We start from the raw sequence: 23,770 nt of genomic DNA on the forward strand, positions 1-23,770 counted from the left end.
GCGTGTGATGCGCGTTACTTGGCGCACTGAACCTTGTCGGCCGTGGACTTGTCGATGTCGTCCGGCGCCTTCTCCGGGGCGGTCAGCGGAATGCCCGCCCCCTTGAAGTCCTCACCCAGGACCAACGTCATGGTCGGCAGACCCTGGGAGTTGGTGGCGCTCTCCCCCTCCTTGAGCGCCGAGCCCGGGAGCCCCATCATCGCGGCCAGCGCCCGGGCCTGATCGGCCTGGTCCGGGGCGTACTCGAGCGTCGTCTTCTTCTGCGTGGCGTCGGCGTTGCCGCCGTTGTCCGACTTCAGGACGCCCTGGTCGTTCTGGAGCCAGGTCAGGGTCGCCGAGGCGGAGCCGGACTTGGCGCCGCCGTTGAAGACCTGCACCCGCACGTCGGATGCGTCGGCCTTGGAGCCCTTGAGGCGGGCGGCGTCGGCGTCCTTCTGCTTCTGCTTCTGCTTCTTCACCTCGGTGAAGGAGACGTCCTCGCGGATCAGGTCGAAGACCTGCGGGGCCTTGGCCGGGTTGGGCACCACGGTGACCGGGGTCGGCTCGGCCGGGTTGTCGATGACCGGAACCGTCACGAAGGACATGTTCTTCGGGTCGACCTTCTTGATCTCCAGCGCGATGTCCTTGAGCACCGAGACGGAGCCGATCGCCTCGTCCACCTCGAGGGCCTTGGTCGCGGCCTGCGCCAGGTTGTTCAGCTTGGTCGGGCTCTTGAGGGTGTCGCCGGACGACATCTTGCGCATCATCGAGGCGAGGAAGGCCTGCTGGGCCTTGATCCGGTCCAGATCGCCGGAGTTGCCGAAGCTGTAGCGGGTGCGCAGGAAGGCGAGGGCCTGCTCGCCCTCGATGGTCGACTTGCCGGCCGGCAGCTCCAGGTGCGACTTGGGGTCGTCGACCGCCTTCTCGACGCACACCTCGACGCCGTCGATGGCCGCGGTCAGCGTCTTCACGGCGTTGAAGTCGGCGACCATGAAGTGGTCGACCTTGATGCCGGTGACTTCCTTGATGGTCCTGGCGGTGCAGCCCGCGTTGCGGCCGCCCTGCCCGAGACTCTCGTTGAAGCGGGTGTTCGGCGTGCCCGGCACGATCTTGCTTGAGCCGTCCTGTGTGACGGTCTCGCAGTCCGGGATGTCGATGACCAGGTCGCGCGGGATGCTCAGCACCGTGGCGTTGCTGCGGTCCTCGGCCACGTGCAGCAGCAGCGTGGTGTCGGCGTGGCCGACGCTGTTCTTGTCGCCGTAGCCCTTGTTGCCGCTGCCGGTGCGCTTGTCGGTGCCGATGATCAGGAGGTTGAAGGCCTCGTCCTTGGCGAACCCGGCGGAGCAGGCGTCGCCGCAGTTGGTCTTCTGGATGTTGTCCTCGAGGTCCTTGATGTACCAGTAGCCGTAGCCCGAGGTCGCCAGGATCACGAAGGCCAGCGAACCGCCGGTCCAGGCGAGGACCTTCTTGGCCTTGCTCTTCTTCTTCGGGCGGCCACGGCGGCGGCCGGTCTCCGGCTCCTCGGGCTCACCGCGGCGCCTGCGCGGCGGCGGGACCTCGCGTCCGGGGCGCGGGCGCGCGGGGGCCTCGCTGCTGTAGCCGGCCTCGTGGGAGGTGCGGTCGCGCGGCACGCCCCCCTCACGGGGAGCCGGGCGGCGCGGACCCGGCACCGGCGGGGGCGACGACTGCGGAACGGGACTGCTCAGTCGCAGTTCGTACTCGCCGGTCTGCGGGTTGAGCACCCACTGGTCGGCGGGATCGATGTTGTCCGCCCGCCCACGGCCATGCGCGTCCACGGTTGCTGAGTCCTCCGTCGGGGCCACGGCGCCTTCCCCCAGGCGCGGGGTCTCGTCATGGTGCCGACCGCAGGACGGACCCTGGCCGGGGCACCGGATCGCTCACACTATCCGCCCGCACCGGCGACCAGCGACGACGGTGACACATTCCACTTCCCTACAACCGGGCAATCTGCCCCATTCTGTTACCTCTGTGCTACGCCTTGGCCATGGTTTTACCTGCGGTAGACCGGGCATCAGAAGAAGTTTCGGTTCGCGTGCGGTCGACGTTCACCCGCAGGGGTCCTCCGCGGCGGTGCTGCCGCTGAAGGAGGGCGAGGGGGCCGGCGCCGCGGGGGCGCCGGGCGCGTCGTCGGCGCCCGTGCGGCCGGTGACGGCCGGCGCCGTGACGGGCACGGGGCGGTCGTGGCGCAGCAGCCGGAAGAGACGGTCGGCGGCCGGCTGGAGGAGCCGGTCGCGGTTGGGGTCGGCCGGATACGCCTCGCGCGGCACGGTGGTGAACCGGATCCGCTCGGAGGGGATGCCGCGTACCTCGCGCACGAAGCCGTACAGGTCCCGCAGCCCCGCCAGGCCCGGGTCGGTGGTCAGTGAGGAGGTGGCCGCGTGGAGCACCGGGTAGAGCCGCAGCGGGTTGTAGAGGACGTGGTCGCTGCGGACCTTCTGCACCAGGGCGCCCAGGAAGCGCTGCTGCCGCTCCATCCGCGCGGTGTCGCTGCCGTCGCCCAGGGACTTGCGGGCGCGGACCCAGCCGAGGGCCTGCTCGCCGTCCAGGGTGACCCGCCCGGCCGGGAGGTCCAGCTTCGCCGCCTTGTCCCGCACCGGCTCGGCCAGGCACATGTCGACGCCGTCGACGGCGTCCACCATCTCCTTGAAGCCGTGGAAGTCGACCACCATGTGGTGGTCGACGCGCACCCCGGTCATCTTCTCCACGGTCCGGATGGTGCAGGCCGGGCCGCCGGTGGAGTAGGCGCTGTTGAACTGGGCGAGGCGGGCGGCCGTGGTGCCGCGGCCGTCGCGGTCGCGGCAGGCGGGGACGCGCACCATCAGGTCGCGCGGCAGGGAGACGGCGACGGCGCTGTGCCGGTCGCCGGCCAGGTGCAGCAGGATCGTGGTGTCGGAGCGCTCGCCGCCCAGGTTCGGGCCGTAGCGGGCGTTGCCCTTGCCGGAGCGGGTGTCCGAGCCGATCAGCAGCACGTTGCGGGCGTCCGGGGCCAGCCGCCTCGGCCGCTCCGCGGCGTGCCGGGCGAGCTCGGCGGCGGTCGCCTCGTCGGAGGTGACGTTCTCGCTGAGCCGGCTGTAGGCGGCCCAGCCGGCCAGCAGTGCGGCGATCAGCAGCACGGCCGTGAGCGTGCCGAGGGTGACGACGGCGATCCGGAGCCGACGACGGCGGCGGGGCGGGGTGGGCGACGACACGGGCGGCACCCCGGTGCCATGCCCGCCCGGCGCCGCGCTCTCCCGCCGGTGCGGCCGGGTGGGCGACAACTTCGCCCTCACGGGGGGCACGTGGGGGCCCGTTCCGCGGGGCCCGCCCAGCCGCGGCGACCCGGGGCGCTGCCCTGCCGGCTTGGCCCGCGCGGACGCCCCGCCGCCTCGCGCAGGGCGTGCGGCTCAGCGTGCCGTCGCTGTGACCCGCTCGGAGTCCACCCGGTTGGCCAGGGCCTCGTCGGAGAGCTGGTCGAGGTTGCGGCACAGGACCACCGAACCGCCGATCGCCAGCGGCGCGTACAGACCCGCCGCCACGCCCGCCCAGGTGTCGTACGGCAGGGCGCTGAGGATCCGTGAGGCGGGCCCGGTCAGGCCGAGGCCGGGAGCCTCGGCCCGGGCCCGCTCCACCACCTCGGCCCCGCTGAACTCCCGGCCGGCGACGACCAGCGCGGGCTCGTCCGGGTCGACGGGCGCGTACGGCACGAACCGGTCGCCCATCCCCGGCACTTCGAGCGCGTAGTCGCGGAAGCCCGCCGGAGGCTGGGGGAAACGCCCGCCGAGCGGCCGCAGCGCGAGGGCGATCCGCTCGCCGGGGCAGGCCCGCGCGGACTCCAGCGTGTCCGGCCCGGAGACGACCAGGTCCGCCGCGCCCGGGTCGCCGCCCGGAGCCGCGACCACGCCGACGGAGTGACAGGCCATCAGCCAGACGGCCGTCTGCCAGTGCCCGGGCAGCAGCAGCGCCACCCGGTCGCCCGGCTCGGTGGACAGCTCGTCCTGGAGGTAGTTCGCCGTCTTGGCCACCCAATTGGCGAAGGTGGCGACGGAGAGTTCGACGCGCTCACCGGTGGCGTCGTCGTAGAAGGTCACCAGGGGGCGCGCGGCGTCCGCGGCGAGCGCGGAACGCAGCAGGTCGGCGGGGGTGCGGTCGGTGGCGTTCACGGGCCCCAGCCTACGCGCCGCGGAGAGGCCGCCGGGGCGCCGGAGACGGGTCGGCGCAACCGGTTCGGCGGAACGACGCCCGACAGGCCGTCAGGAGAACGATGGACAAGAATGTCCGATTATGTCCAGGATTTGGGGTATGCGCGGACTCCTCTCTTCCACATTCGCCCCCTCCCTCACCTCCTCACTGGGCATCACCTGCGCGACCACGCTGGTCGTCCCGCTCGCCGTGGTGGTGGCGGCCCCCGCCATGGCGCAGGGACCCGCCCTCCGCGCCGTCGCGGCGGAGGCGCGGGACGCCGGCTCCACCCAGTCGCTGCCCCTCGCACCCCTCGCCGGCCGCCGGGCCGCCACCGCCGCCCCGGACCGGGCCGAGCGGGGCCTCGTCCGGCAGGACGTGCGGCCGTTCTCCCTCCTCGGCGTGGTCTGGGACGACCCGGACGCCGAGTTCCACGGCCGGGTCCAGGTCCGCACCCGCGCCGCCGCGACCGGCGGGTGGAGCGACTGGAAGGACCTGGAGACCCACACCTCCGAGCACGGCGCCGACCCCGGCTCGGCCGAGAAGGCGGCCCGGGGCGGCACCGCCCCGCTCTGGGTCGGCGCCTCCGACGGCGTGGAGGTGCGGGCCAGACCGGAGGCGGACGCGCACGGCGGGGGCGGCGCGGTCCCGGTGCTCCCGTCGGGCCTGCGCGCCGAACTCGTCGACCCGGGCGACGGTTCCGCCGCCGAGGCCCCGGCCGGCCGGGGCGCCGCGGCCCGGTCCGGGGCCGGACCGGAGGTGCTGCCCGCGCTGAGCCGCGCGGCGACCGAACGGCAGGCCGCCGCCCTGCGCGCGGTGACCCCCGACCCGGACGCCACGCCGGAGGCGCCCGCGCCGGCCGCACCGGTCGCCGAGGACGTGGTGGACGAACCGCTGGCCGCCCCGTACATCGGCCCGCGCCCCGCGATCGTCACCCGCAAGGGCTGGAAGGCGAACGAGGGTCTGCGGGAGCGGGGGTTCGTGTACACCAGCAAGGTCAAGGTGGCCTTCGTGCACCACACCGCGACCGGCAACGGGTACACCTGTTCCCAGGCACCCTCGGTCATCCGCAGTATCTACCGCTACCACGTGGGCAGCATGGGCTGGCGGGACATCGGCTACAACTTCCTCGTCGACAAGTGCGGCAAGATCTACGAGGGCCGCGCGGGCGGCGTCGCCCGCCCCGTGATGGGCGCCCACACGCTGGGCTTCAACAGCAACAGCATGGGCATCGCCGTGATCGGCAGCTTTGGATACATCAAGCCCTCCGCCAAGGCCGTGCGCGGGATCGCCCGCCTGACGGCGTGGAAGCTCGGCCTGCACGGCATGAACCCGAAGGGCAAGACCTATCTGACGTCGGGCGGTGGCAACCGCTACCGAAAAGGAAAGAATGTACGACTGAACACCATCTCCGGGCACCGGGACGGATTCGCCACGAGCTGCCCGGGCGGCCGCCTCTACAGCAAGCTCGGCAAGGCCCGGACGACCGCGGCCCGCTACCAGGGACGTTGACGCCAGGGCGTGGGGGCCGGCCGGCTCCTGACGCTCGTACAGCCATCGAACGGTCTGCGTACACTGGCCGGCCGACATCAAGATCGGCCGGTCCCGGCAGGAAGCAGAGACGACAGGTGACAGAAGCGATCCTCCTGGTCGGCGGCAAGGGCACCCGGCTGCGCCCGGTGACGGTGAACACGCCGAAGCCCATGGTCCGCGCGGCCGGGGTTCCGTTCCTCACGCACCAGTTGGCCCGGGCTGCCGCGGCGGGCGTGGAGCACGTGGTGCTCGCCACGTCCTACCTGGCCGAGGTGTTTGAGCCGTACTTCGGGGACGGCTCCGCGCTGGGCCTCCACCTCGAGTACGTCACCGAGCGGGAGCCGCTGGGCACCGGCGGCGCCATCCGCAACGCGGCGACCCGGCTGAGATCCGGCCCCGACGAGCCCGTCCTCGTCTTCAACGGCGACATCCTCACCGGCCTCGACATCCGCGCCCTGGTCCGCACCCACGCCGCCGGCGGTGCGGACGTCTCCCTCCACCTCACCAAGGTCGCCGACCCGCGCGCCTACGGGCTGGTCCCGACCGACGCCACGGGCCGGGTGACGGCGTTCCTCGAGAAGCCGCAGACGCCCGAGGAGATCGTCACCGACCAGATCAACGCCGGTTGCTACGTCTTCCGGCGCTCGGTGATCGACACCATCCCGGCGGGGCGTCCGGTCTCCGTCGAGCGCGAGACCTTCCCCGACCTGCTCGCCGCGGGCGCCCACCTCCAGGGCATGGTCGACTCCACCTACTGGCTGGACCTCGGCACCCCCGAGGCCTTCGTCCGCGGCTCGGCCGACCTGGTCCTGGGCCGCGCCCCCTCGCCCGCCGTGCCCGGCCGCTGCGGCGACCGGCTGGTGCTGCCGTCGGCGGTGGTGGCCGCCGACGCCAAGCTCACCGGCGGCACCGTGGTCGGCGAGGGCGCGCAGGTCGCCGGCGGCGCGCGGATCAGCGGCTCGACCATCCTGCCGGGCGCGGTGGTCGGCCCCGGCGCGGTCATCACCGACTCCCTGGTCGGCGCCCGCGCGCACATCGGCGAGCGCACGGTCCTCACCGGCGCGGTGATCGGCGACGGGGCGTTCGTCGGCCCGGACAACGAGTTGCGGGCCGGGGCGCGGATCTGGTGCGACGCGCGCATCCCCGCGGGCGCGGTGCGCTTCTCCTCCGACGTGGCCTGACCGCCCCGTCCACGGCCCCCGGGGGACCGCCGGGTTCCCCGGGGCGCTCCGGCCCCCGTCTCTCGCGGGCCCGCGCACCGGGCGCGTGACGTCGTGGCAAGCGGGCGGCGGTCCCATGTCCACACGGGCCCGCCCGACGGTCCTGTGTCCCATACGGGCGCGGGGCGCACGGCGTCCCGTCCGTCGCGGGCGTCGGCGCACCCGACCGCCCCGTGTCCTCGCGGTCCCGAGCCCGCGCGGGGACCGGGCCGTGCGACGGGCCCGCGACGGCCCCAGGGGGTCACCAGACGCTGATGTCGCTCCGCCGCATCTTCGGCGCGCGCCGCGCGGGCGTCCGCCCGCTGAGCAGCACCAGGCGGGCCGCCCGGTGCCGCTGGCCGGCCCCCGCGTACGGCTCGAGCAGCCGCAGCATCGCCGCGTCGTCGGCGTCCCGGTCGTCGGCCAGCGCGTGCCCCACGATGCCCGGCAGGTGCAGGTCGCCGGTGGTCACCGCGTCCGCGGCGCCGTGCGAGCGCTGCACCACCTCCGCGGAGGTCCACGGCCCGATCCCGGGCAGCACCTCCAGCCGGGCCCGGGCCGCCTCGGGCGGCATCGCGGCCGCCTCCTCCATCCGCTCGAAGACCCGCACCGCCCGCAGGATCGTCGCCGCCCGCTTGTCGTCGACCCCGGCGCGGTGCCACTCCCAGGACGGCACCAGCGCCCACGCCCGCGGGTGCGGCATCACGCGCAGCCCCTCGGGAGCGGGGCCGGGCGCGGGTTCGCCGAACGCCTGGAGCAGCCGCCGCCACCCCCGGTAGGCCTCGTCGGCGGTGACCTTCTGTTCCAGCACCGAGGGGATCAGCGACTCCAGCACCAGCCCGGTCCGGGTCAGCCGCAGGCCCGGCACCCGGCGGGCGGTCAGCGCCAGCAGCGGGTGGTGCGGCACGAACACCGAGGGGTCGTCCTCCATGCCGACCAGGCCCGGCAGCCCCTCCAGCAGCCACCGCGCGCCCGGGCCCCAGGCCTCGCCGCGCACCGTGCCCAGCGAGGGCCGGGCGGTGACGCGGAGCGTTCCGGGGCCCAGCGGCGTGCGGGTGGCCCGCCACACCGCGCCGTCCGGGGTGTACCGGAACGACGGGTCGCCGGTCCCGCGCCGCAGCACCCCGAGCACCAGCGGGAGGTCGACCGGTCCGTCCGGGACCACTTCCCGGACGGCTCCGGGCACCTCGGCCTGCTGGGGGACACCGCCGCCCCGGGGCGTCCGCGGCGCAAAACGTCCTGCCATGCTCCCGAGGGTACGGGCCGCCCCGAGCCGCCCCGTGCCCCCGGCGGCGTCAGCGCACCGTGAGGAAGGTCTCCGCGTCCCGCTCCGCCCGCGCGCGGGGCTCCCCGGCCGGATGCCCGACCGCGACCGCCCCCATCGGGTCCCAGCTCTCGGGCAGGTCCAGGACCTCGCGCACCACGTCCCGGCAGAACATGGTGGACGACACCCAGGCCGAGCCCAGCCGCTCCCCGGCCAGCGCGACCAGGAAGTTCTGCACGCCCGCGCCCATGGCGACCACGAACATCTCCCGCTCGGCCCCGTCGCGGCGGGCGTCGCCGTAGTGGTGCGAGCCCTCCATGACCAGACAGGGCACCACCAGGTACGGCGCGTCGCGCAGCACGTCGCCGCGTCGCACCCGCTTCGCGATCGACTCCTCGCTCTTGCCGTCCCGCCGCAGGTCGGCGATCCAGGCGTCCTTCATCGCGTCCAGCAGCCGGACGCGGGACTCCTCGCTCTCCAGCAGCACGAACCGCCACGGCGTCGTGTGGTGCGGAGCGGGAGCGGTCACCGCCGCCGCCACGGCCCGCCGCACCGCCCCGGCGTCGACCGGCTCGTCGGTGAACGCCCGCACGGTGCGCCGCTGCGCGACGGCCTCCCGTACCGCCTCGGAGGTGCCGAGCCGGAACATGTCGTCGCGCGCCGAGCGCACCAGCGCCCGCGCGCCCGAGGCGTCGTCCTGGTCGCCGACCAGGTGGGGGAGCCCGCGCACGACGGCCACCGGCCGCCCGGCGGCCTTGCCCTTGACCAGGTCGCCCGCGGCCGCGAGCTCGTCCGCCAGGGCGACCACCGTCGCGGAGAGCGGGTTGCCGAACGCGTCGGTCCCGCCCCGCAGGTCGTCCAGCACCCGCACCCCGGCCGCGCCGATGCCGACGTCGGTGAGCCCGTTGCGCCACGGACGTCCGAAGGTGTCGGTGACGACCACGCCGACCTCCACACCGAGCGCGGCCCGCAGGCCCTCCCGGATCGCGTGCGCCGAGGCGTCGGGGTCCTCGGGCAGCAGCAGGACCGTCCCCGCGGGGGTGTTGGAGGCGTCCACGCCGGCCGCGGCCATCACCAGCCCCTGCCGGTTCTCCACGATCCGCAGCGTGCCGCGCCGGGCGACCACCCGGACCGTCTCGGCGTCGATGGCGGCCTCCCGGTCGGCGGCCGCCATGATCCGGCCCTCCGCCTTGGAGACGACCTTGGAGGTGACCAGGACCACGTCGCCGTCCGCCAGGTCCGGCTCCGCGGCGGCGATCAGCTTGGCCAGGTCGTCGCCCTCGCGGACCTCGGGCAGCCCGTCGACCGCCCACACCCTGAACTCCGGCCGCCCGGCCCGCTGCTCGCCGCTCACGCCTCCCGCACCTCCTCGGCGAGGGCCAGCGCCTCGCGGGCCATCGCCGCGGTGGCGTCCAGGTCCGTCATCATCAGCGGCACGGCCCGGCAGCGGATGCCCGCCGCCTCCACCCGATCCACCGTGCCGGCGTCGACCGTGTCGACCAGCCAGCCGTCCAGCAGCCCCGAGCCGTAGTGCTCGGCCACCGCCGCCGCTGTGGCCTCCACGCCGACCGCCGCCAGCACCTTGTCGGCCATCCCGCGCACGGGGGCGTCCCCGACGATGGGGGAGAGGCCCACCACCGGCACCCCGGCCTCGGCGATCGCCTCGCGGATGCCGGGCACGGCGAGGATGGTGCCGACCGAGACCACCGGGTTGGACGGCGGGAAGAGGATCACGTCGGCCCCGGCGATCGCCTCCAGCACACCGGGCGCGGGCTTGGACTGCTCGGCGCCGACCGGCACGATCGCCTCCGCCGGGACCGAGGCCCGCAGCCGCACCCAGTACTCCTGGAAGTGCACCGCGCGCCGCTCGCCGTCCTCCATGGTCACCGCGACGTGGGTCTCCACCCGGTCGTCGGACATGGGGATCAGCCGCACGCCCGGCTTCCACCGGTCGCACAGCGCCTCGGTGACCGCGCTCAGCGGGTAGCCGGCCTCCAGCATCTGGGTACGGACGATGTGGGTGGCGAAGTCGCGGTCGCCGAGCCCGAACCAGTCGGGGCCCACCCCGTAGGCGTTGAGTTCCTCCTTGACGTGGAAGGTCTCGTCGGCCCTTCCCCAGCCCTGCTCCTCGTTGATGCCGCCGCCCAGGGTGTACATCACCGTGTCGAGGTCCGGGCAGACCTTCAGCCCGAAGAGGTGGATGTCGTCCCCGGTGTTGCCGATCACGGTGACGTCCGCCTCGGGCGCCGCCGCCTTCAGACCACGCAGGAACCGGGCACCGCCGATGCCGCCTGCCAGAACCACAATGCGCATGCGCCCCAGTCTCGCAGGCGCGCCCCGGCGACCGGCAGGCGGCCACGGGCGTGCGGCGGCGCGTCAGACGGTCGCCCGGGCGCCGGTGCGCGCGGGCGTGTGCATGGGCATCTCGGTCAGGCCCGGGAAGTAGACGTGCAGGCTGACCGCCGGTTCCAGGGAGTCGTTGACGATCTCGTGGACGTACCCGGGGGCGAAGACCCGCTGGGCGCCCGGCCCCAGCACCCGGCGGGCGGGGCCGGAGCGGCCGGCGGCGGAGCCGTGTTCGGTGAGGGCGCCGTCCAGGACGGTGAGCACGCCGGAGGAGGCGCCGTGGTCGTGCAGTCCGGTGCCCTGGCCGGGCAGCCAGGACAGCAGCCACACCTCGTACCCCGGCCCGGCCTGCACGCGGTGGTACCAGCGGGTGGTGGCGTCGTACCGGACCAGGTGCTCCCACCGGGCGCGGTCCGAGGCGACCGTCCGGGAGAGCCCGACGAAGTCGGCCACGGTGGAGGGGTGTTCGGGCTGCGGCCGGAGCAGGTGGAGGACCTCGAGGATGTCGCCGGCGATCTGCAGGTCGCTGTCGCTGTTCATGGGTGCGCTGTTTCCTGGGGCGAGGAGGGCGGTGGGGGGTGTGCGGCGCCGCCCGTGCCGGGGTCCGGGTTACGGACCGTGACGGCTGGGCCCGGGTGCGGGCCGCGGAAGGCGGTGGGGACGAGGCGTCCCGGAAGGTGCGCGTGCCCGGCCCGGAGGTCGCCGGGCGGGCTACGGCCGGAGCGTCAGAGGCTCAACAGCCGGTGCGGCGACAACAGCGGCGAACGAGGGCAGCACCGAGAGACCCGGTGGAACGGGTCGGGGCGGATGCCGAGTTCGCGAACATGCCCCACAGCACAGCGGCTCACACCTCGGGTGTCAACCTGACCACGCGCGAATGGGACGAACTTCACCTTCTGGGGTCCTCTTGAGAGAAGGAAGGTTTGTGCCGCGTGTGGCCGGGACACATGGCGCACAACCGGTCGCGTCAAACCTGTCGGTGCCGATCGCCTCCCGGCGAGCCCTGATCCACCTGTGATCGAGCTCACCGAGCGGCGTCTGCTGAGCCAAAGTCAGCCCGTGGAAGTTCAGGATGATTTGAACACTTTCGACGGGACCTTGGTTCCGCAGGGTGAATAAGGGGCTCAATAGCAGATCCTGGCTTGACTCGCCCGGAGCGGCACACTTGTAATTTCACTCGTGTCGTTCGGCCACAGTCAGTAACGGCCGAATCACACGGGGACATCACGGGGACGCGGAAAGACAGACGAGGGGCGCAGCATGACCGAGCTGGTGCAGCAACTGCTGGTCGACGACGCGAACGAGGAGCTCGGCTGGCAGGAGCGCGCGCTGTGCGCCCAGACCGACCCCGAGTCCTTCTTCCCGGAGAAGGGCGGCTCCACGCGGGAGGCCAAGAAGGTCTGTCTCGCCTGCGAGGTGCGCTCCGAATGCCTGGAGTACGCGCTCGCCAACGACGAGCGCTTCGGGATCTGGGGAGGGCTCTCCGAGCGGGAGCGCCGCAGGCTCAAGAAGGCCGCCGTCTGACGGTCCGGACGCCTCCCGGCGACCGGACAGACGGCACAGTTCGTTCCACAACGTACGGCCCGCCGCCCGTGGTTCTCCACAGGCGGCGGGCCGTTTGTCGTGCAGCCGTTAGTGTGGCTCTCCGTCCGAGACGCCACGCCGTCACCGGCCGAGGCCGCAGCCTCCGGGCTGCCGCCTGCGCCGGGGGTCGGGGCGTCCACCGCAGTCCATCGAACCGGGGCCTGTACCTCGATGACCGTGCACAGCCAAACGGCAGTCCCTCAGGACGCCGCCACTCCCGAGTTCCCGCGCCATGTGGTCACGGCGGTGCTCGTCGCACACGACGGCGCCCGCTGGCTCCCCGAAGCGCTCGCGGGGCTGCTCGGCCAGGAGCGTCCGGTGCAGGACGCCTTCGCCGCCGACACCGGCAGCGCCGACGACTCCGCGCGCCTGGTCACCGAGGCGCTCGGCCCCGACCGCGTCCTGCACCTCGCCCGGCGCACCGGCTTCGGCCAGGCCGTCGACGAGGCGCACCGCACGGCGCCCGTCCTCACCCCCGAGGACCTGCCGTACCTCAAGAGGCCCAGCGGCTGGGACCCGGCCACCCGCAGCTGGCGGGACGACGCCTACGACCTCCCCGACCTGCCGCACGGCGAGCCGGTGCACTGGCTCTGGCTGCTCCACGACGACTGCGCGCCCGCCCCGGACGCCCTCGCCCAGATGCTGTCCGTCGTCGAGCGCGAGGCCGAGGCCGGCCGCGCCGTCGCCGTCGTCGGACCCAAGCTGCGCGGCTGGTACGACCGCCGCCAGCTCCTCGAGACCGGCGTCACCATCGCCAACAGCGGCCGCCGCTGGACGGGCCTGGACCGCCGCGAACAGGACCAGGGGCAGCACGACTTCGTCAAGCCCGCCCTCGCCGTCTCCACCGCCGGCATGCTGATCCGCCGCGACGTCTACGAGGAGCTCGGCGGCTTCGACCGCCGGCTGCCGCTGATGCGCGACGACATCGACCTGTGCTGGCGCGCCCAGTCCCGCGGCCACCTCGTCCTGGTCGCCCCGGAGGCCGTCGTCCGGCACGCCGAGGCCGCCTCCCGCGAGCGCCGCGACGTCGACTGCGTGGGCCGCACCGTCGCCTCCCCGCACCGCGTGGACAAGGCCGGCGCCGTCTACACCCTGCTGGTCAACAGCCCCGGCTCCGCGCTGCCCTGGGTGCTCCTGCGCCTGGTCGTCGGCACCGTGCTGCGCACCCTGGGCTACCTCGTCGGCAAGCTCCCCGGACAGGCCGTCGACGAGATCCGCGGCCTGCTCGGCGTGCTGCTGCGCCCCGAGCGGATCCTCGCCGGGCGCCGCCGCCGAGGCCGTCCCGAGGTCCCCAGGAGCGAGCTGAAGGAGCTCTTCCCGCCCCGCGGCGCCACCCTGAGGGCCACCCTCGAACAGGCCGCGGGCAGCCTGACCGACCGCTCCGACCCGGACGCCACCACCGGCGCGGGCCGGCACGGCGGCGGCGGCGACTCGGACGAGGCGTTCGTCGCGCCCGAACAGCACGCCCGCCTCAAGCGGATCGCCCGCAACCCCGCCCCGGTCCTCTTCGCGCTGCTCCTGCTGGTCTCTCTGGTCGCCTGCCGCTCGCTGTTCTCCGGCGGAGCGCTGGCCGGCGGCGCCCTGCTGCCCGCCCCCGACAGCGCCTTCGACCTGTGGGCCGCCTACACCTCCGCCTGGCACGCGGTCGGCGCCGGCGGCACCGGCGCCGCGCCCCCGTACCTGGCCGTGGTCGCCGCCCTCGGCACCCTCTTCGGCGGCTCCGCGGGTCTCGCGGTCACCTTCCTGCTGGTCTGCTCGGTGCCGCTGGCCGGCCTGAGCGCCTACTTCGCCTCCCGCCCCCTGGTCCCCTCCCGGCTGCTGCGCGCCTGGGCCTCCGTGGTCTACGCGTTCCTGCCCGCCGCGACGGGCGCCCTGGCCGGCGGCCGCCTCGGCACCGCCGTGCTGGCCATGGTGCTCCCGCTGACGGCCCGTGCCGCGGTCGCCGCGAGCGGCCTCACCGCGCGCGGCGACGCCCGCGGCACCTGGCGCGCCACCTGGGCCTACACCCTGCTGCTCACCCTCACCACGGCGTTCACGCCCATCGTGTGGCCGCTCGCCCTGGTCCTCGGGGTCATCGTGCTCGCGCTGCGCCGCCGGGATCTGGTGCCCTACGCGCTGCGGCTGCTGGCCCAGCTGGGCACGCCCCTGCTGGTGCTCGCGCCCTGGTCGCTCTCGCTGCTGCCCACCGGCTTCTTCACCGAGGCCGGCATGGACTTCGGGGTGGGCGCCGCCTCGGCCCTGGACCTGCTCGGCGCCAGCCCCGGCGGGCCCGGCACGGTCGGCGGGCTGCTGCTGGTCGGCATCGTCCTGGCGGCGCTGGCCGCCCTGCTGCGCGACGAGCGCCGCACGCCGGTCGCGGGCGCCTGGGTCGTCGCCCTGATCGCCCTGCTCTTCGCCGCCCTGTCCAACCGCTCCGCCTGGGCCGGCCCGGCCACCCTGGTCTACGGTCTGGCCCTGCTGTGCGCCGCCGCCATCGGCGCGGACGGCGCGCGCTCGCGGGTCGCCGAACAGAGCTTCGGCTGGCGCCAGCCGGTCGCCGCGCTGATCGGCCTCGCCGCCGCGGTCGGCCCGCTGATCGCGGCCTTCGGCTGGATGGCCGCCGGCGCCGAGGGGCCGCTGGAGCGCCGCGACCCGGTGCAGGTGCCCGCGTTCGTCGCCGAGGAGAGCGGCGACGCCGACCAGGCCCGCACCCTGGTCCTGGACAGCACCTCCCCGGCCCACGTCGGCTACACCCTGGTCCGCGGCTCCGGCGCCCGCCTCGGCGACGCCGACGCGGCGCTCACCATGGGCGACAACACGATCCTCGACAAGGTGGTCGCCCACCTGGTCGCCGGTTCCGGCGCCGACCAGACCGACGAGCTCGGCGACTTCGCCATCCGTTACGTCCTGGTCCGCCCGGGCGCCCCGCGCGAGATCACCCGCGTGCTGGACGCCACCCCCGGTCTGAGCCGGCTGAGCCAGCAGGACGGCAGCGGCCTGTGGCGCCTGGACCGTGAGGTCTCCCGCGCCGTGGTCCTGCCCTCCGAGGACGCCCCCGCGGGCAAGGCCGAGCCGGTCGCCGCGGGCCCGGTGGACGTGGCCGGACGGATCCCGGCCGGTCCCGAGGGCCGTGTCCTGCGCCTCGCCGACACCTTCGACGACGGCTGGACCGCCACCGTGGACGGCGCCGAGCTCACCCCGGTGAAGCTCGACGGATGGGCCCAGGGCTTCCGGCTCCCGCCTGGCGGCGGCGCGCTGGAGGTCACCCACGAGAACGCGCTGACGCACACCGTGTGGCTCGGCGCGCAGGGCCTGCTCGCCCTCACGCTGATCGTGCTCGCCCTGCCGGGCCGCCGCCGCGACATCGACGACGACCTCCCCGACGAGGCCCCCGCGATCACCGCGGAGGACCTGGAGGGCGACGGCCGCCGGGCCCGCAGGCTGCGCGCCCAGGCCGAGGCGGAGGCCGCCGCCCAGGAGCCCGCCGCACAGGGGGCCGCCGCGCAGGGGGCCGCCGTGCCGCACCAGCAGTCCGGCGAGCCGTACCCGGGCCCCGCCGGCGCCCGCCCGGACGACGCCCGTCCCGGCGACGACCGGCCCGACATGCCCGCCGAGGAGGCCTACGCCGCAGCGGCGCAGCCCGGCGGCCACGAGAGCGGCGGCCACGGGAACGGCGGCTGGCCCGCCGACGCCTACGACCCGTACGGCCACACCGCCGGCGACCCCGCGGCCCCCGCGGGCGGCGGCGAGTACGGAGGCGAGTACAGCGGCCCGTACGGCGACTTCGTCGCCGGGGAGGCGTACGCGCCGGACCCCGACGCCCAGGGCTACCGGCAGGACGGCCAGGAGTACGGCGGCCCCTACGGCCAGGAGTACGGCGGCGGGTACAACCAGGACTCCTACGGCCACGACTACGGCAGTGAGCGTCCCGACGGGAGCCAGCAGTGAACCGCACCATGTCCCTGATCGCCGGAACGGTCGCCCTGGCCGCCGTCACCGGCGTCGCCGCGCTGACCGCCCCCGAGGCGCCGTCCGCCGAGGTGGCCCGGGCGGCCGCCGAACGGCCCGTGGAGCGCACCAAGCTGCTCTGCCCGTCACCCAGCCGCTCGGACATCGCGGAGACGCTCTACACGGCCTTCAGCCCCGTCACCGAGGGCGCCGCCGACGGCGGCAAGGCGGAGCTGGTGCCCGCCGCCCCGCCCGGCGGCGCCTACGACGGCGACGAGGGGCAGGACGGCGAGGACGGCGGGGACGGCGGGAACACCGACGAGCCGGAGAACTCCGAGGAGTCGGCGAAGTCCGAGGACGACGGAAAGCCGAAGGACACCGCCGCCTCCGACAAGCCGGTGATGAAGCTCAAGGAGCCCGGCAAACCGGTCACCCGGGAGGTCTCCGGCGGCGAGGAGGACGCGCTGCTCGGCACCGCCGACGGCCGTTTCGCCCCCGGCTGGGCCGTCCAGCAGACCACCACGGTCGCCGTCGGCTCCGGCCGCGGCCTGCACGGCGCCGCCTGCAGCGTGCCGGACACCGACTTCTGGTTCCCGGGCGCCAGCACCGCCGAGTTCCGCACCGACTACGTCCACCTGACCAACCCGGACGACTCGGCCGCCGTCGTCGACATCGAGCTCTACGGTCCCGAGGGCCAGCTGGAGACGTCCATCCCCGACGGCATCACCGTGCCGCCGCTGGGCAGCGAGCGCGTCCTGCTCTCCACCCTGACCGACCAGCCGCTGCCCGACGTCACCGCGCACGTCGGCGTCCGCAGCGGCCGGGTCGCCGCCCAGGTGGAGGCCCTCGACACCGGCAACGGCGGCGACTGGATCGCCCCCGCCGCCGAACCGGCGGGCTCGCTGGTGCTGCCCGGCATCCCGAAGGACGCCACCTCGGTCCGCCTGATCGCCTACGCGCCCGGCGACTCGGACGCCGACCTGACCGTCCGCCTCGCCTCGCCGACCGGGGCCATCACCCCGGCCGGCCACGAGTCCCTGCACGTCAAGGCGGGGATGACCGCCTCCACGGACCTCAAGGACGTCACCCGCGGCGAGGCCGGCTCGTTGCTGCTCACCCCGACCGGGCGCGACGTGCCCGTGGTGGCCGGACTCCAGGTGGTGCGCGGCAAGGGCGGCAAGCAGGAGACGGCGTTCATCCCCGCCACCGAGGCGATCACCACCCGCGCCACCGCGCTCGGCAACACCGCCAAGGGCACCACGCTCTCCCTGGTCGCGCCGACCGAGGACGCCACGGTGAAGGTCACCTCCTCCGCGGGCAGCGAGGGCGGCACCGGCGACTCCCGGACCTACAAGCTGAAGAAGGGCACCACCACCGACGTGGAACTGCCCGTGCCGAGCGGTCTCGAGGGCACCTACGCCCTGGTGGTCGAACCGGTGTCGGGCGGACCGGTGTACGCGTCACGCACCCTGGTGAGCAGCCTGGGCGGCATCGCCGCGTTCACCGTGCAGACCCTGCCCGACGACCGCGGCCGGGTCGCCGTCCCCACGGCCGAGCAGGACCTGACGGTGCTCCAGAACTGACGGCACGGCAACTGACGGCACGGCAGGACGGACACGAAGCGCCTCGCGCCCCGGATTCCCCGAGAGGGGGACCCGGGGCGCGGTCCTCACGGCCTCGGCCCGTCGGACGACGCCGGCTCAGTCCTCGTCGTCGTAGCGGGGGTCCACCGCCTCCGGGGTGAGACCCAGCAGATCGGCGACCTGCTCGACCACCACCTCGTGCACCAGCGCGGCCCGCTCCTCCCGCCCCTTGCTGCGGATCTCCACCGGCCGCCGGTAGACCACGACGCGCGCCGGGCGGCCCTCCCGGCCGGGGACCGTGCCGCCCAGCGGCACCGCCTCGTCGTTCCACGCGTCGTCGGAACCCGGCGCGGGCGGCACCTCGAGGACCAGGAAGTCGACCTCGGCCAGCTGCGGCCAGCGCCGCTCCAGCCGTTCCACCGAGTCCTGCACCAGGTCGGCGAAGAGCTCCGCACGGCTCGCGGCGAGCGGCACCTGCGGAGGCGCGATCGGGCCGCGCATGCCGCGGCCGTGGCGGTCCCGCCGGCGGGGCCCGGGACCCGTGGGGCGAGGCGGTACGGGGTTCTCCATCACCGGTGCAGCGTAATCGTCCGCGCCGCCCCGCGCCCGCCCGCGCGGCGCGTACCGGTTGATCCCTTTTTGCCGTGAGTTCGCCGCGGCCGCCGCCGCGACACGGGCGGGTGACGTAGGGGAGAGTCGTCGCGGCCCGCTCAAGAGTGCGGTACCGTCCATCGTCGTGAGCCCTGTACGTCGCTGTTCGCGCACCGCCTGCGGCCGACCCGCCGTCGCGACGCTGACGTACGTCTACGCCGACTCGACCGCGGTCCTCGGCCCGCTCGCCACCTACGCCGAGCCCCACTGCTACGACCTGTGCGCCGAGCACTCCGAGCGCCTCACCGCCCCGCGCGGCTGGGAGGTCGTCCGGCTCCTCGACGGCTCGGCCCCCGCCCGTCCCACCGGCGACGACCTCGAGGCCCTCGCCAACGCCGTGCGTGAGGCGGCCCGTCCGCCGGAGCGCGCCGCGGAGGGCGGCGGTTCCACCGCCCGGTCCGGCGACCCCCTGGAGGGTCCCCGCCGCGGACACCTCCGCGTGCTGCGTTCGCCCGACAACTGACGCGCCCGGCAACTGACGCGCCCGGCAGCTGACCCGCCCTACAACTGGCGCGCTCGGCAACTGGACCGCCCGGCAGCTGACCCGCCCCACAACTGGCGCGCCCGGCAACTGGACCGCCCGGCACGGAAACCCGCCGCCACCCCCGGACAACCGTGCTCGCACGGGCGACGGTTGTGCGCGCGCAACCTCCATCGGTCTCTCTCCGCACGCCCGTTGACGCCCTCACGCCCCCCGCACCACCATTCCCCCACCCGTGAGAAAACACTTTCCGCATCACGGAATCCGGGAGGCGTTGTGTACGTCCAGGAACTGGAACCCGTCGGCGGATCGCTGGGCCTGTCGGCCTTGGTGGCCGCCCTCCCGCTCGTCCTCGTGCTGGTCCTGCTCGGCGGGGTGAGGATGAAGGCCCACCTGGCCGGCCTCGCCGGTCTGGCGGGCGCGGCACTGGTGGCCCTGCTCGCCTACGGCATGCCGGTCGGGCAGACCCTCTCCGCCGCCGCCCAGGGCGCGGCCTTCGGTCTCTTCCCCATCATGTGGATCGTCGTCAACGCCCTGTGGGTGTACCGGATGACGGTCCGGACCCGGCATTTCGACATCCTGCGCCGCTCCTTCGGACGGCTCTCCGACGACCCGCGCATCCAGGCCCTGGTGGTCGCCTTCTGCTTCGGCGCCCTGCTGGAGGCGCTGGCCGGCTTCGGCGCCCCGGTCGCCATCTGCTCCGTGATGCTGGTCGCCCTCGGCTTCGACCCGGTCCGCGCCGCGGTGGTCGCCCTGGTCGCCAACACCGCCCCGGTGGCCTTCGGCGCCATGGGCACCCCCGTGGTCACCCTCGCACAGGTCACCGGCCTCGACCTGGACACGGTGGCCTCCGTGGTGGGCCGGCAGACGCCGCTGCTCGCCCTGGTCGTGCCGCTGGTCCTGGTCGGCCTGGTCGACGGCAGGCGCGGCCTGCGCGAGACCTGGCTGCCCGCACTGGTCTGCGGAGTCGCCTTCGCCGTCGCCCAGTTCGCCGCCTCCAACTACGTCTCCGCCCAACTGGCCGACATCGCCGCCGCGCTGGCCGGCGCGGGCGCCCTGCTCCTGGTGCCCCGCGCCCGGAGGGCGGCCGCGCCCGAGGTCCGCGCGAAGGTGCTCACCGGCACCCGCAGCGAGGACCTGGACGTGCGGGACGAGCGCGGCGAGGTGGTCCGCGCCTACGCCCCCTACGCGCTGATCGTGCTGATCTTCTCGGTCGCCCAGATCCCGCCCGTCAAGGACCTGCTGGCCAGGACCACCCAGGTGTACGACTGGCCGTTCCTGGACGTCGCCGACCCGGCCGGCGAACCGGTCGGCGCCAACCTGTTCAGCTGGCCGGTCCTGGCCACCGGCGGCACCCTCGTCCTCCTCGCCGGCCTGGTCACCGCCGCCGTGATCGGCGTGCGGGCCGCCGACGCCGTCAAGGAGTGGGCGGCAACCGTCCACGAACTCCGCTTCGCCATCCTCACGGTGACCAGCGTGCTGGCCCTCGCCTACGTGATGAACCTGTCCGGCCAGGCCGCCACCATCGGCCACTTCGTCGCCGCGGCCGGCGCCGGACTCGCCTTCCTCTCGCCGGTCCTGGGCTGGTTCGGCGTCGCCGTCTCCGGCTCCGACACCTCGGCCAACGCCCTCTTCGGCGCCCTTCAGGTCACCGCCGCGCAGCAGGCCGGCCTGTCGCCCGAACTGCTCGCCGCCGCCAACAGCTCCGGCGGCGTCCTCGGCAAGATGATCTCCCCGCAGAACCTCACCATCGCCTGCGCCGCCGTCGGCCTCGCGGGCAAGGAGGGCGACCTGCTGCGGAAGGTCCTGCCGTGGAGCCTGGGCCTGCTGCTGGTGATGTGCCTGATCGTTCTCGGACAGAGCTCGGCCGTCCTTGGCTGGATGCTGCCCTGACGGACCCTCCGGTTCCGCCCGGCCGCCCCAGGTCGAAGCGCTCCCCGCCGGCCCGCCGTCGCCCGGACGGCGGGCCGGTCGCACGGTGTGCCGAAAAGGGCGGAGGGTAGTTTGTGGTCATCAGCCGACTTCCAGGAGGACAGGCCGTGGCCGTAGATCTGTCGCAGCTCGTGAAGGCGTACGACGTGCGCGGTGTGGTGCCGGACCAGTGGGACGAGCCGCTGGCCGAGCTCTTCGGCGCCGCCTTCGTCGACGTCGTGGGCGCCAGGGCGATCGTCACCGGGCACGACATGCGCCCGTCGTCCCCCGGCCTCTCCCGCGCCTTCGCGCGCGGCGCGGCGGCCCGGGGCGCGGACGTCGTCGAGATCGGCCTCTGCTCCACCGACCAGCTGTACTACGCCTCGGGCGCCCTCGACCTGCCCGGCGCGATGTTCACCGCCTCGCACAACCCGGCGCAGTACAACGGCATCAAGATGTGCCGCGCCGGCGCCGCGCCGGTCGGCCAGGACACCGGTCTCGCCGAGATCCGCGCCCTGGTCGAGGGCTGGGCCGAGACCGGAGGCATCCCCGAGATCGCCGAGAAGCAGGGCTCCATCACCCAGCGGGAGACCCTGGAGGACTACGCGACCTACCTGCGGTCCCTGGTCGACCTCACCTCGATCCGCCCGCTGAAGGTGGTCGTCGACGCCGGCAACGGCATGGGCGGCCACACCGTCCCCACCGTGCTCGGCGGCCTGCCCCTCGACGTCGTCCCCATGTACTTCGAGCTCGACGGCACCTTCCCCAACCACGAGGCCAATCCGCTCGACCCGGCCAACATCGTCGACCTTCAGAAGCGGGTCCGCGAGGAGGGCGCCGACATCGGCCTCGCCTTCGACGGCGACGCCGACCGCTGCTTCGTGGTCGACGAGCGCGGCGAGCCGGTCTCCCCGTCCGCGATCACGGCGCTGGTCGCCTCCCGGGAGCTCGCCAAGCACGGCGGCGAGGGCGTGGTCATCCACAACCTCATCACCTCCTGGTCCGTCCCCGAGGTCGTCAAGGAGTGCGGCGGCACCCCGGTGCGCACCCGGGTCGGCCACTCCTTCATCAAGGCGGAGATGGCGAAGTCCGGCGCGATCTTCGGCGGCGAGCACTCCGCCCACTACTACTTCCGCGACTTCTGGAACGCCGACACCGGCATGCTGGCGGCGCTGCACGTCCTCGCCGCCCTCGGCGGGCAGCAGGGCACCCTCTCCGAGCTGGTCGCCCAGTACGACCGGTACGCGGCCTCCGGCGAGATCAACTCCACGGTCGACGACCAGGCCGGTCGCCTCGCCGCGCTCAAGGAGACCTACCAGGGCCGCGAGGGCGTCACCCTCGACGAGCTCGACGGCCTGACCGTCACGGCCGCCGACTGGTGGTTCAACGTCCGCCCCTCCAACACGGAGCCGCTCCTGCGCCTCAACGCGGAGGCCCGCGACGAACCGACCGTCACCCGCGTCCGCGACGAGGTCCTCACCATCATCCGCGGCTGACCCCGCGCCTGCGCCTGTGCGGCGGAGCCGCGCCCGCCTCCCCCGGCCGAAGACCGGGGGAGGCGGGGCCGGGTGGGGGAGACGCCCGGCGCGACGGCCCCGTCCCACCCCCACCCCGACCGGGTACTCTGACGTGGCCCAGAAGACCCACCCCAGGAGGGACCCCATGCCGCTCGAACCCGGCCTCCTCGAGATCCTCGCCTGCCCGGCATGCCACGCCCCCCTCCAGGAGCGCGAAGAGGAACTCGTCTGCACCGCCGACGACTGCGCCCTCGCCTACCCCGTCCGCGACGGCATCCCCGTGCTGCTCGTCGACGAGGCCCGCCGCCCCGACTAGGCGAGGCACGCCTGGGCGAGGCCCGCCGCCCGCCCGGGCGAACCGACGACACGACCCGCCGCCGGAGGCTCCCCGCCATGTTCGACGAATCGCTGCTCGACGACCCCGAGGGACTGTCCACGGCGGACCGGCGCGCCCTGCTCCGCGGCGCGGCCGAGGCCGGCGCCCGCGTCCGCATCGCCCTGCGCAACACGGACGAGGCCGGCGTCCCCGGGCTGCGACCGGACGGCCGCCCCCGCGCCGTGCTGATCGCCGGACCCGGCGCCGCCGCCATCCACACCGCCGACCTCCTCGGCACCCTGGCCGGCCCCGGCAGCCCCGTGATCCGCCTGGCCCCCACCGGCGTCGCCCCGGCCGCGGGCGCACTGCGCTGGGAACTGCCCGGCTGGGCGGGCAACCTCGACCTGCTCCTGATCGCCAGCCCCGACGGCACCGAACCGGGCCTGTCGCTCCTCGCCGAGCAGGCCTACCGCCGCGGCTGCACGGTCGTCGCCGTGGCCCCCGGCCGCAGCCCGCTGGCGGACTCCGTCGGCGTCTCACGCGGCCTGTTCCTGCCGATGGCGGCGGAGCCCCGGCGCTCCCCGGGCGAGCAGGACGACACCCGCCCCGCCCTCACCGCCTCGGCCCCCGGCGTCCTGTGGGCGCTGCTCACCCCGCTGCTCGCCCTCCTGGACCGCACCGGCGTGCTGCACGCGCCGCCCGCCACCCTGGAGAAGGTCGCCGACCGCCTCGACGCCGTCGCCGAGCGCTGCGGGCCCGCCGTCCCCGCCTACGGCAACCCGGCCAAGACCCTCGCCGCCGAACTCGCCGAGTCCCTGCCGGTCGTCTGGACCGAGGGCCACTCCGCCGGACCGGCCGGACGCCGCTTCACCGCGGCCCTCGCCGAACTGGCCGGCCGCCCCGCCGTCGCCGCCGCACTCCCCGAGGCGATGGACGCCCACAGCGCCCTGCTCTCCGGCCCGCTCGCCGCCGGCGGCGACCCCGACGACTTCTTCCGCGACCGCGTCGAGGAACCGCCGGCCCTCCGCGCGCGTGTCGTCCTTCTGCGGGACCGCCCCACCGGCGGCCTCAGCGCGGCCCCCGCCGCCCGGGACCTGGCCATCAGCCACGACACCCCGGTCAGCGAGATCGAGCCGGAGGACGGCGAGGAACTCGAGACCCTGGCGGAACTGATCGCCATCACCGATTTCGCCGCCGTTTACCTGGCGCTCGCCTCGGGTGTCTGAGCTGGAGCCGACACACCGCACCCGCCCCGGAACCCCCGGCGCGGAGGACACGCCGAGACACCCGGAGACGAAGG

At 74.7% G+C, this 23,770-nt stretch carries 18 protein-coding genes; 10 read left to right on the plus strand and 8 right to left on the minus strand.

Annotation, left to right across the window (positions count from 1 at the left end; all coding sequences use genetic code 11):
- Positions 1-14 precede the first annotated feature (14 nt).
- The 3 genes from ABT026_RS09260 to ABT026_RS09270 form a co-directional block, all read right to left on the minus strand.
- The gene (locus ABT026_RS09260) at positions 15-1,775 is read right to left on the minus strand and encodes an LCP family protein (protein ID WP_351113499.1); all 1,761 of its coding nucleotides are present in this window, start codon (positions 1,773-1,775) and stop codon (positions 15-17) included.
- A gap of 270 nt (positions 1,776-2,045) precedes the next feature.
- Complete coding sequence (locus tag ABT026_RS09265; protein WP_502967933.1) at positions 2,046-3,197, minus strand: LCP family protein; 1,152 nt, start codon at positions 3,195-3,197, stop codon at positions 2,046-2,048.
- Positions 3,198-3,383: 186 nt separating this feature from the next.
- Positions 3,384-4,139, minus strand: a complete 756-nt coding sequence (locus ABT026_RS09270; RefSeq protein ID WP_351113500.1) for a TIGR03089 family protein — start codon at positions 4,137-4,139, stop codon at positions 3,384-3,386.
- Between the two features lie 139 nt (positions 4,140-4,278).
- On the opposite strand from ABT026_RS09270, the gene ABT026_RS09275 reads away from it, so the two are divergent.
- Both ABT026_RS09275 and manB read left to right on the plus strand, forming a co-directional pair.
- The gene (locus ABT026_RS09275; RefSeq protein WP_351113501.1) at positions 4,279-5,670 is read left to right on the plus strand and encodes a peptidoglycan recognition protein family protein; all 1,392 of its coding nucleotides are present in this window, start codon (positions 4,279-4,281) and stop codon (positions 5,668-5,670) included.
- Between the two features lie 116 nt (positions 5,671-5,786).
- Positions 5,787-6,872 (plus strand): mannose-1-phosphate guanylyltransferase, encoded by a 1,086-nt coding sequence (gene manB / locus ABT026_RS09280; protein WP_351113503.1) that lies wholly within the window; start codon positions 5,787-5,789, stop codon positions 6,870-6,872.
- Positions 6,873-7,152: 280 nt separating this feature from the next.
- On the opposite strand, the gene ABT026_RS09285 is transcribed toward manB, so the two are convergent.
- From ABT026_RS09285 to ABT026_RS09300, 4 genes are all read right to left on the minus strand, one after another.
- Complete coding sequence (locus ABT026_RS09285; RefSeq protein WP_351113504.1) at positions 7,153-8,136, minus strand: DNA-3-methyladenine glycosylase family protein; 984 nt, start codon at positions 8,134-8,136, stop codon at positions 7,153-7,155.
- Positions 8,137-8,185: 49 nt separating this feature from the next.
- Complete coding sequence (locus tag ABT026_RS09290) at positions 8,186-9,508, minus strand: coenzyme F420-0:L-glutamate ligase (protein ID WP_351113505.1); 1,323 nt, start codon at positions 9,506-9,508, stop codon at positions 8,186-8,188.
- Positions 9,505-10,467 carry a 2-phospho-L-lactate transferase gene (gene cofD, locus ABT026_RS09295; protein ID WP_351113506.1) on the minus strand — a complete coding sequence of 321 codons (963 nt, stop codon included), beginning with the start codon at positions 10,465-10,467 and terminating at the stop codon, positions 9,505-9,507. Before cofD ends, ABT026_RS09290 begins: the two co-directional genes overlap by 4 nt.
- Before the next feature lie 63 nt (positions 10,468-10,530).
- A complete protein-coding gene (locus ABT026_RS09300; RefSeq protein WP_351113507.1) occupies positions 10,531-11,040 on the minus strand; it encodes a cysteine dioxygenase in 510 nt (169 codons plus the stop codon).
- A gap of 720 nt (positions 11,041-11,760) precedes the next feature.
- Between ABT026_RS09300 and ABT026_RS09305 the strand changes: the two genes are divergently transcribed.
- The 3 genes from ABT026_RS09305 to ABT026_RS09315 all read left to right on the plus strand — a co-directional run bounded on the left by ABT026_RS09305 (position 11,761) and on the right by ABT026_RS09315 (position 17,594).
- Positions 11,761-12,024 (plus strand): WhiB family transcriptional regulator, encoded by a 264-nt coding sequence (locus ABT026_RS09305; RefSeq protein ID WP_108951581.1) that lies wholly within the window; start codon positions 11,761-11,763, stop codon positions 12,022-12,024.
- 231 nt (positions 12,025-12,255) lie between these two features.
- Entirely contained in the window at positions 12,256-16,011 is a 3,756-nt protein-coding gene (locus tag ABT026_RS09310; protein WP_351113508.1) for a glycosyltransferase, read from the plus strand.
- Complete coding sequence (locus tag ABT026_RS09315) at positions 16,008-17,594, plus strand: DUF5719 family protein (protein ID WP_351113509.1); 1,587 nt, start codon at positions 16,008-16,010, stop codon at positions 17,592-17,594. Before ABT026_RS09310 ends, ABT026_RS09315 begins: the two co-directional genes overlap by 4 nt.
- Before the next feature lie 117 nt (positions 17,595-17,711).
- On the opposite strand, the gene ABT026_RS09320 is transcribed toward ABT026_RS09315, so the two are convergent.
- Complete coding sequence (locus tag ABT026_RS09320; protein ID WP_108951578.1) at positions 17,712-18,164, minus strand: metallopeptidase family protein; 453 nt, start codon at positions 18,162-18,164, stop codon at positions 17,712-17,714.
- A gap of 166 nt (positions 18,165-18,330) precedes the next feature.
- Here ABT026_RS09320 and ABT026_RS09325 point away from each other — a divergent pair, with 166 nt between their 5' ends.
- From ABT026_RS09325 to ABT026_RS09345, 5 genes are all read left to right on the plus strand, one after another.
- A complete protein-coding gene (locus ABT026_RS09325; protein ID WP_351113510.1) occupies positions 18,331-18,708 on the plus strand; it encodes a DUF3499 domain-containing protein in 378 nt (125 codons plus the stop codon).
- Between the two features lie 294 nt (positions 18,709-19,002).
- Entirely contained in the window at positions 19,003-20,619 is a 1,617-nt protein-coding gene (locus ABT026_RS09330) for an L-lactate permease (RefSeq protein WP_351113511.1), read from the plus strand.
- Between the two features lie 146 nt (positions 20,620-20,765).
- The gene (locus tag ABT026_RS09335) at positions 20,766-22,133 is read left to right on the plus strand and encodes a phosphomannomutase/phosphoglucomutase (RefSeq protein ID WP_351113512.1); all 1,368 of its coding nucleotides are present in this window, start codon (positions 20,766-20,768) and stop codon (positions 22,131-22,133) included.
- A 166-nt stretch (positions 22,134-22,299) separates the two neighbouring features.
- Positions 22,300-22,470, plus strand: a complete 171-nt coding sequence (locus tag ABT026_RS09340; protein WP_351113513.1) for a Trm112 family protein — start codon at positions 22,300-22,302, stop codon at positions 22,468-22,470.
- A gap of 77 nt (positions 22,471-22,547) precedes the next feature.
- The gene (locus tag ABT026_RS09345) at positions 22,548-23,696 is read left to right on the plus strand and encodes an SIS domain-containing protein (RefSeq protein ID WP_351113514.1); all 1,149 of its coding nucleotides are present in this window, start codon (positions 22,548-22,550) and stop codon (positions 23,694-23,696) included.
- Positions 23,697-23,770 lie beyond the last annotated feature (74 nt).

Origin of the sequence: Streptomyces sp. NPDC002734, from assembly GCF_040295685.1 — a bacterium.
Lineage (GTDB): Bacteria > Actinomycetota > Actinomycetes > Streptomycetales > Streptomycetaceae > Streptomyces.

Bases quoted from the DNA above. Each gene is read 5' to 3' on its own strand.
- ABT026_RS09275 (WP_351113501.1), top strand. From the start codon at position 4,279: ATGCGCGGACTCCTCTCTTCCACATTCGCCCCCTCCCTCACCTCCTCA.
- ABT026_RS09285 (WP_351113504.1), bottom strand. From the start codon at position 8,136: ATGGCAGGACGTTTTGCGCCGCGGACGCCCCGGGGCGGCGGTGTCCCC.
- cofD (WP_351113506.1), bottom strand. From the start codon at position 10,467: ATGCGCATTGTGGTTCTGGCAGGCGGCATCGGCGGTGCCCGGTTCCTG.
- ABT026_RS09300 (WP_351113507.1), bottom strand. From the start codon at position 11,040: ATGAACAGCGACAGCGACCTGCAGATCGCCGGCGACATCCTCGAGGTC.
- ABT026_RS09305 (WP_108951581.1), top strand. From the start codon at position 11,761: ATGACCGAGCTGGTGCAGCAACTGCTGGTCGACGACGCGAACGAGGAG.
- ABT026_RS09310 (WP_351113508.1), top strand. From the start codon at position 12,256: ATGACCGTGCACAGCCAAACGGCAGTCCCTCAGGACGCCGCCACTCCC.
- ABT026_RS09320 (WP_108951578.1), bottom strand. From the start codon at position 18,164: ATGGAGAACCCCGTACCGCCTCGCCCCACGGGTCCCGGGCCCCGCCGG.
- ABT026_RS09340 (WP_351113513.1), top strand. From the start codon at position 22,300: ATGCCGCTCGAACCCGGCCTCCTCGAGATCCTCGCCTGCCCGGCATGC.
- ABT026_RS09345 (WP_351113514.1), top strand. From the start codon at position 22,548: ATGTTCGACGAATCGCTGCTCGACGACCCCGAGGGACTGTCCACGGCG.